At 64.0% G+C, this 7909-nt stretch carries 7 protein-coding genes; 4 read left to right on the forward strand and 3 right to left on the reverse strand.

Annotated elements, in window-relative coordinates:
• Positions 1-23: 23 nt before the first annotated feature.
• Positions 24-1232, reverse strand: coding sequence for an LL-diaminopimelate aminotransferase (locus ABWP09_RS08895; protein ID WP_353204790.1), 1209 nt, complete (start codon positions 1230-1232; stop codon positions 24-26).
• 106 nt (positions 1233-1338) lie between these two features.
• On the opposite strand from ABWP09_RS08895, the gene ABWP09_RS08900 reads away from it, so the two are divergent.
• From ABWP09_RS08900 to clpS, 3 genes are all read left to right on the forward strand, one after another.
• Positions 1339-3063 carry a PHA/PHB synthase family protein gene (locus tag ABWP09_RS08900; RefSeq protein ID WP_502959780.1) on the forward strand — a complete coding sequence of 575 codons (1725 nt, stop codon included), beginning with the start codon at positions 1339-1341 and terminating at the stop codon, positions 3061-3063.
• A 122-nt stretch (positions 3064-3185) separates the two neighbouring features.
• Positions 3186-3935: a phasin family protein gene (locus ABWP09_RS08905; protein ID WP_353204792.1), complete on the forward strand. Its 750-nt coding sequence runs from the start codon at positions 3186-3188 to the stop codon at positions 3933-3935.
• A 145-nt stretch (positions 3936-4080) separates the two neighbouring features.
• Positions 4081-4416: an ATP-dependent Clp protease adapter ClpS gene (clpS, locus tag ABWP09_RS08910; protein ID WP_353204801.1), complete on the forward strand. Its 336-nt coding sequence runs from the start codon at positions 4081-4083 to the stop codon at positions 4414-4416.
• A gap of 180 nt (positions 4417-4596) precedes the next feature.
• Here clpS and ABWP09_RS08915 read toward each other — a convergent pair whose 3' ends face one another.
• Positions 4597-5295: a Crp/Fnr family transcriptional regulator gene (locus ABWP09_RS08915; protein ID WP_353204802.1), complete on the reverse strand. Its 699-nt coding sequence runs from the start codon at positions 5293-5295 to the stop codon at positions 4597-4599.
• Positions 5296-5480: 185 nt separating this feature from the next.
• Between ABWP09_RS08915 and murA the strand changes: the two genes are divergently transcribed.
• Positions 5481-6764 carry a UDP-N-acetylglucosamine 1-carboxyvinyltransferase gene (gene murA, locus ABWP09_RS08920; protein ID WP_353204793.1) on the forward strand — a complete coding sequence of 428 codons (1284 nt, stop codon included), beginning with the start codon at positions 5481-5483 and terminating at the stop codon, positions 6762-6764.
• Positions 6765-6907: 143 nt separating this feature from the next.
• Here murA and ABWP09_RS08925 read toward each other — a convergent pair whose 3' ends face one another.
• Positions 6908-7900 (reverse strand): adenosine deaminase, encoded by a 993-nt coding sequence (locus ABWP09_RS08925; RefSeq protein ID WP_353204803.1) that lies wholly within the window; start codon positions 7898-7900, stop codon positions 6908-6910.
• Positions 7901-7909 lie beyond the last annotated feature (9 nt).

A 7909-nucleotide genomic window follows, 5' to 3' on the forward strand; every position in this document is an offset into this window, starting at 1 on the left:
GGGTTGATCAGCACTGGCGCGGCTCAGCCGGCCTTTGTGCTGGGCACGTTGACGCCCATCGATTGGAGATATTTCCGAACGTTGCGCGCGGCCTGGCGCAGGCGCTGCTCGTTTTCGACCATCGCGATGCGGACAAAGCCTTCTCCGTTTTCCCCATAGCCCACCCCTGGCGCAACCGCGACCTGAGCGTGCGTCAGTAATTGTTTGGAGAACTCAAGACTTCCTAAGTGCGCGAGCGCCGGCGGCAGCGGCGCCCAGGCGAACATGCTCGCGCGGGGGCTGGGAATGTCCCAGCCGGCGCGGCCGAAACTCTCGACCAGCACGTCGCGGCGCTTGTGGTACAGCTGGCGGTTGGTCTCGACGATATCCTGCGGGCCGTTGAGCGCGGCGCAGGCGGCGGCCTGAATCGGGGTGAAGGCGCCGTAATCGAGATACGACTTCACGCGCGTCATCGCCGCGATCAGTTTTGTGTTGCCGACCGCAAAACCGATTCGCCAGCCCGCCATCGAATAGGTCTTGCTGAGCGAGGTGAATTCGACCGCGACATCCTTGGCGCCCGGCACCTGCAGGATCGACGGGGTCGGATTGCCATCATAATACAGCTCCGAATACGCGAGGTCGGAGATGATCCAGACCTGATTGTCCTTCGCCCACGCGACAAGGCGTTGGTAGAAAGCGAGATCGACCGCCTCCGCCGTCGGGTTGGAGGGATAATTGACCACCAGCACCGACGGGCGCGGCACGGTGAACGCCATCGCGCGCTCGAGCGCCTCGAAATAGTGCTCGTCGGGCGTCGTCGGCACCGCGCGGATCGTCGCGCCGGCAATGATGAAGCCGAAGGTGTGGATCGGGTAGCTTGGGTTGGGGGCGAGCACGACGTCGCCCGGCGCGGTGATCGCCGTCGCAAGGCTGGCGAGGCCCTCCTTCGACCCCATCGTGACGACGACTTCGCTCTCGGGATCGAGATCGACCCCGAAGCGGCGGCCGTAATAATTGGCCTGGGCTTTGCGCAGGCCGGGAATGCCCTTGGATTGCGAATAGCCATGCGCATCGGGCTTGCGCGCGACTTCGATCAATTTCTCGATCACGTGCGGCGGCGGGGGCAAGTCGGGGTTGCCCATGCCGAGATCGATAATGTCCTCGCCCGTCGCCCGCGCCGCCGCGCGCATCGCATTCACTTCGGCGATAATGTACGGTGGCAAGCGTTTGATGCGATAGAATTCATCGGACATTGTGGGGATTCCGGCTAGAGAGATGCGAGCACCTTACGGCATTCGCGCTTTCGTGGGAATGACCGGACAGGCTAAGACGAAGCGAGAGGATCGCCTGATGGCCGATATGCCGGATATGCCCGACGTCGCCGTGCCGAGTCTGGCCGATTTGCAGCATTGGACGTGGGTGCTGGGGCGTGCGCAGCAAATGGTGCTCGAGCAGGGGCTGGACCTGGCGGGGACGGTTTTGCCCCCGGTTCCCGGTGTTGCCGATCCCGACACAATCGCCCGCACCCGCGATTTCTGGGCCGAGAGCCTCGGCCTGTGGCAGCGGATGCTGACCCCCGGTGACGCAGCGCCCGCAGCCGAAACCCCCGAGCAAGCGCGCGACAAGCGCTTCAAGGATCCGCGCTGGCGCGAGAATCCGGTGTTCGACTGGATCCGGCAAAGCTATTTCCTGCTGTCCGAGCGGATGCTCGCGCAAGTCGAGGCGGTCCAAGGGGTGGACGACAGGCAGCGCGAGCAGATGCGCTTTGCCACGCGCGGCTTTCTCGATGCGATGAGCCCGTCCAACTTCCCCGCGACCAACCCCGAAGTGATCGAGAAGACGATCGAGACCGGCGGCGAGAATTTGCTCAAGGGCTTGCAGAACATGCTCGCCGATCTCGGCCGTGGGCAATTGACGCACACCGATGCGGGCGCGTTCGAGGTCGGGCGCAATCTCGCGATGACGCGGGGCAAGGTGCTGTTGCGTACCGATCTGTACGAGCTGATCCAGTACAGCCCGGCGACCGACACCGTGCTGGCGGTGCCGCTGGTGATCTTCCCGCCGTGGATCAACCGTTTCTACATCCTCGATCTGACGCCCGAGAAGAGCTTCATTCGCTGGGCGGTCGAGCAGGGGATTACCGTCTTCATGGTGTCGTGGCGCTCGGCCGATGCGAGCATGAAGGACGTGGTGTGGGACGATTATATCGCCGCGCAGATCGAAGCGATCGATACGGTGCGCGCGCTGCTCGACGTGCCGGCCGTGCACACGATCGGCTATTGCGTGGCGGGGACGACGCTGGCCGCGACGCTCGCGATTCTGGCGGCGCGGGGCGAAGCCGACACGGTCAAGACCGCGACGTTCTTTACCGCGCAAGTCGATTTCGAGAAAGCCGGCGAGCTGCTGCATTTTGTGAGCGACGAACAGCTCGCGCTGGTCGATTCGGTGACGAAGGACGGCTTTCTCGACGGGCGCTATATGGCGGCGGTGTTCAATCAGCTGCGCGGGCGCGATTTGATCTGGAATTACGTCACCAACAACTATTTGCTCGGCAAGGATTATGCGCCGTTCGATTTGCTGCACTGGAATGGCGACACAACCAATTTGCCCGCGACGTGGCACCGGCATTATCTGACTGACCTCTACCGCGACAATTTGCTCAGCAAGGCCGGGGCGCTCAGCGCGCTCGGCACGCCGATCGATCTCGGCAAGGTCGCCACGCCAAGCTATATCCAGGCGGGGCGCGAGGACCATATCGCGCCGCCCGAAAGCGTGTGGGCGCTGATGCGGCTGTTCAGCGGAGAGAAGCGCTTCGTGCTCGCTGGCTCTGGCCATATCGCTGGCGTGGTCAATCCGCCGACCGCGCAGAAATACCAATATTGGGTGAACCCGGCACCGGTTGAATCGCTGGCGGACTTTGTCGCGGGCGCGGTCGAGACCAAGGGCAGCTGGTGGCCCGACTGGATCGACTGGCTGCGCGCACGCGATTCGGCAACGGTCGTGGCAACCGGCGCGCGCGTTCCCGGGCACGGCGCGCTGGCGGCGATCGCGGATGCCCCTGGGGCCTATGTGCGGGCAAGATAGCATTTCCTATCAAAGGTTTGTACCGCCTGCGTTACATTATGTTGCGGTGCAACATTTACGCTTGTAAATCGCTTCGCGTCGTTTATATTGCAGTGCAGCAATAACGCGGGAGCAATCCGATCATGGCCAGCAAAGGTCCCAAGTCCGACGCCACGACCCCGGCCGTAAAGGCCGTGACCAAGCCTGTCGCCGTTGCGGCAAAGGCGGCACCGTCCGTGCAAGCTTCCGAAGCGAAGCCCGCGCCGATCGCCGAACAGCCCGCTGCGATCGTCGCAACGCCCAGCGTTGCAGCGGCACCAGCCAAGCCTGCCGTCGCTGCTGTGCCGAAGCCGGCCGCAAAGCCGGCCCCCGTCCTTACCCCCGAAGCAAGCCAACCGGCCCCCGCCCCTGCGGTGGCCATCCTCAAAAAGGAAGTCATCACCATGGAAAACACTCTCAAGTCCGCCGCTGAAAAGGTTCAGGCCCAGGCGACCTCGCTGTTCGGCGATGTCAACGATCGCGCCAAGACGGCGATGGAAAAGGGTTCGAAAATGTTCGAGGACATGAACGAATTCTCGAAGGGCAATGTCGAGGCGCTGGTCGAATCGTCGAAGATCGCCGCCAAGGGCGCCCAAGAGATCGCCAAGTACACGACCGATTACGTCAAGGCGTCGGTCGAGAAGGCCAATGCGGCAGCCAAGCAGTTCGCTGCGATCAAGTCGCCGACCGAGCTGTTCGCGCTGCAGAGCGAGCATGCCAAGTCGGCAATGGACACGATGATGGCCGAAACCGCCAGGTTCACCGAAAACTATCTGAAGCTGCTTGGTGAAATCGCCCAGCCGATTTCGAACCGCGTCGCGGTTGCCGCCGAGAAGATGAAGATCGCCGCATAAGCGCATCGCCGCTTTTTCGCCGACGCAAAAGGGCGGTCCCGCGAGGGGCCGCCCTTTTCGTATGGGGTTGTGCACTAGCCCCCTTGCCCTCACCCCCCGCAATGCCATATTTTAGCGACAGATGATCGACAGCAGCACAATCTCGATGGCCGAGCGCCGTGATGATGGAACCGGTGACGACGAGGGCACGGGTCTGGGCGTCGCGACCCGCACGCGCGCCAAGACCAAACAGCCGACGCCGTATCGCGTGCTGCTGCTCAACGACGATTACACGCCGATGGAGTTCGTCGTGCTCGTGCTCCAGCGCTTCTTCCGCATGGATATGGAGGCGGCGACCCGCGTGATGCTCCACGTCCATCAAAAGGGCGTCGGCGTGTGCGGGATCTTCAGCTACGAAGTCGCCGAAACCAAGGTGAGCCAAGTGCTCGATTTCGCGAGGCAGAATCAGCATCCGCTGCAATGCATGCTAGAAAAAGCGTAGCGGTAAATTATTGCGCGCTCGATGGACGCATCTTCCCGTTCGCCCTGAGCCTGTCGAAGGGCTGCTTGCCAAACATCTCGCATAGCATGTGGCGAGCTGGGCTTCGACAGGCTCAGCCCGAACGGGTTAGGACTGAATCAGATTAACAGCACGACGTTCTAATTTCTGCGAGGATGGCGCTCAGCGCCCGGCGGGCAGCCATCCCAAATCGAGCCCGGCATAGCGATCGACGAAGTTGGCCGCGCGCTCAAGCGCGCGCTCATCGGTGAAGGTCACGCGGCCAGCGTCGCGCGCGATCATCCGCTCATCCTCCAATTGCCGCAGCATCCGGTTGACATGAACTGCGGTCAGCCCGGTTGCGTCGCCGAGCTCCTCCTGCGTCAGGCCGAGCGTGAAGCTCATCGTAATGCCGCGGTCGAGCATCCGCATCCGGTTGCGCAGGTCGATCAGGATCGCGGCGACGCGCGCCTTGGCCGAAGTGCGCCCGAGCACCGCCAACCGGTCGGTCAGCGCGGCGCGTTCGATCTGGTCGCACACCATGATCAACGCCGCGAGCCGGGGATGGTCGGTGATGACCGCTGCGAAAGCGGGCCGTTCGAACGGGCAGACCACGCAATCCGACAGCGCCGAGATCGTCTCGCTCGCCGCGCGGTACGCAAGGCTCGATACGGCGAGCATGTCGCCCGCGAAATGGAAGCGCAAGATTTGGCGGCTGCCGTCGTCGAGCAGCACCGACGACATCATCATCCCTTTGCGCAGGATGAACATTTCTGCGGCGCGGTCCTTATCGCGCTGCAACGTCGCGCCGCGCCGCACGTGGCGCTCGCGCGTCTCCAGCCGCTCCAGCGCGTGCCGCTCGTTTGCGGTCAGCACAACCATGTCGCCCAAACGATCGGCGAAGCAACTTCCTGACACGCGCGCACTATCCCCCTTGAATGCTTCCCTAAAAGCAGTGCGGCGCGAACGCTGCATTAAAGTCGATCAACCGCCCCCACCGCCCGTCGGCCCGCCCTGATCCTGTCTATCCGGCTTGCGCAGACGGGGCGAGGCGATAAACGGTAGCGATGGATCGTATTCTTATTCGCGGTGGAAACCGCCTGTCGGGCCGTTTGCCCATTTCCGGGGCCAAGAACGCAGCGCTGACGCTGATGCCGTGCGCGCTGCTGACCGAAGAGCCGGTCACGCTGCGCAATTTGCCGCGGCTCGCCGATGTCGACAGTTTCGGGCATTTGCTCAACCAGCTCGGCTGCTCGACCCGGATCGAGGGCGCGCGCCCCGAAGATTTCGGGCGGGTGATGACGATTCGCGCGGGCAAGCTGACCGCGACCGAGGCGCCGTATGACATCGTGCGCAAAATGCGCGCGTCGATCCTGGTGCTGGGGCCGCTGATCGGGCGCGCGGGGGAGGCGACGGTATCGCTGCCCGGCGGCTGCGCGATCGGCAACCGACCGATCGATCTGCATTTGAAGGCGCTCGAAGCAATCGGGGCCAAGCTCGAAATGGCGGCGGGCTATGTCAAGGCGACCGCCCCCGGCGGGCGGCTGTCCGGCGGCAAATATACTTTCCCGATCGTCTCGGTTGGCGCGACCGAGAATGTCGTGATGGCGGCGGTGCTGGCCAAGGGCGGCAGCCGGATCGAAAATGCCGCGCGCGAGCCCGAGATCGTCGATCTGTGCAATTTGCTGGTGCAGATGGGCGCGAAGATTTCGGGGATTGGCACCGAGACGCTCGAGATCGAAGGGGTCGACCGGCTGCATGGTGCCACCTACCGCGTAATGCCCGACCGGATCGAAGCGGGCAGCTATGCCTGCGCCGCCGCCATCACCGGCGGTTCGCTCGAACTGGTCGGCGTCAAGCTGTCCGACATGCACGCGACCACCGATGCACTGATCGCGGCGGGCGTGACGCTTGAGGAGCGCGGCGACAATCTGCTCGTCTCCGCCTCCGGCCCGCTCCAGCCGCTGACGCTGTCGACCGCGCCCTATCCCGGCTTTGCGACCGATATGCAGGCGCAATTCATGGCGATGCTGTGCCTGGCGCAAGGCGCGAGCGTGCTGACCGAGACGATTTTCGAGAATCGCTACATGCACGTGCCCGAACTGGCGCGGATGGGCGCGAATATCGAAGTGCATGGCCGCACCGCGGTGGTGCGCGGGGTTCCGCGGCTCACCGGTGCGCCGGTGATGGCGACCGATTTGCGCGCGTCGATGAGCTTGATCATCGCCGGGCTGGTGGCAGATGGCGAGACGCAAGTGTCGCGCGTGTATCATCTCGATCGCGGGTATGAGCGGTTGGAGGAGAAACTGAGCGCGGTCGGGGCCGATATCGAGCGGGTTGGGGACGGGTGAACGGTATGCGCTCAGGATTGCGCGCAAAAGTTCGGATCAGGATTTTCCGTTCGGGCTGAGCCTGTCGAAGCCCACCTCTCCACATGCGGGCCGCTCGCCTGTTGAAAGATGCCCTTCGACAGGCTCAGGGCGAACGGTGATGGCTACCCTCGCGCCACATACGCATCGAGCGCCGCGAGATGCGCTGCAACCGCGTCGTCGGGCAGGAAGCTGCCCAGGAAACTGTTCCGCGCGAGCGTGACGAGATCGGCGCGGGTCAGGCCGCGTGCCGCCTCCACCGCGTGGTAATTGTCGGCGATGTAGCCGCCGAAATAGGCCGGATCGTCCGAATTGACCGTCGCGCGCAGCCCCGCGCGCAGCATCCGGTCGATCGGATGCGCGGCCATGTTATCGACTACGCACAGCTTGAGATTGGACAGCGGGCAGACCGTCAGCGTCATCGCCGAGCGTGCGAGGCGGGCGACGAGCACCGGGTCCTCGAGGCTGCGATTGCCATGGTCGAGGCGGTCGATGTCGAGCAGATCGAGCGCCTGATAGACGTAGTCGGGCGGTCCTTCTTCGCCGGCATGGGCGACCGCTTTCAGCCCGAGCGCGCGGGCCGCGGCAAAGACGCGCGCGAACTTTTCGGGCGGATGGCCGAGTTCGGACGAATCGAGCCCGACCGCGGCAATCCGGTCGAGCCACGGCCGCGCCGCCTCCAGCGTCTCGAAGGCGTCGGCTTCGTCGAGATGGCGCAGGAAGCTCAGGATCAGCTTCGTCGTCATGCCGTGCTTGGTCTCGGCTTCGTCCATCGCCGACAGCAACCCGGTGATGACCGCCGCGAACGGCACCCCGCGCGCGGTATGCGTCTGCGGATCGAACATGATTTCGGCATGGACGACGCCGTCGGCCGCGGCGCGATCGAAATAGGCCGCGGCGAGATCGTGAAAGTCCTGCGCGGTCAGCAGTACGGCGGCGCCGGCATAATAAATGTCGAGGAAATCCTGCAGCCGCGAGAAGTGATAGGCGGCGCGGACCTCCTCGACGCTGGCATAGGGAATCGCGACCGCGTTGCGCGCGGCGAGCGCGAACATCAGTTCGGGCTCGAGGCTACCCTCGATATGCAAATGCAATTCGGCCTTGGGCAGGCCGGTGATGAAGTCGCC

Origin of the sequence: Sphingomonas sp. (genome assembly GCF_040398505.1) — a bacterium.
In the GTDB taxonomy this organism is placed as follows: Bacteria; Pseudomonadota; Alphaproteobacteria; order Sphingomonadales; family Sphingomonadaceae; genus Sphingomonas.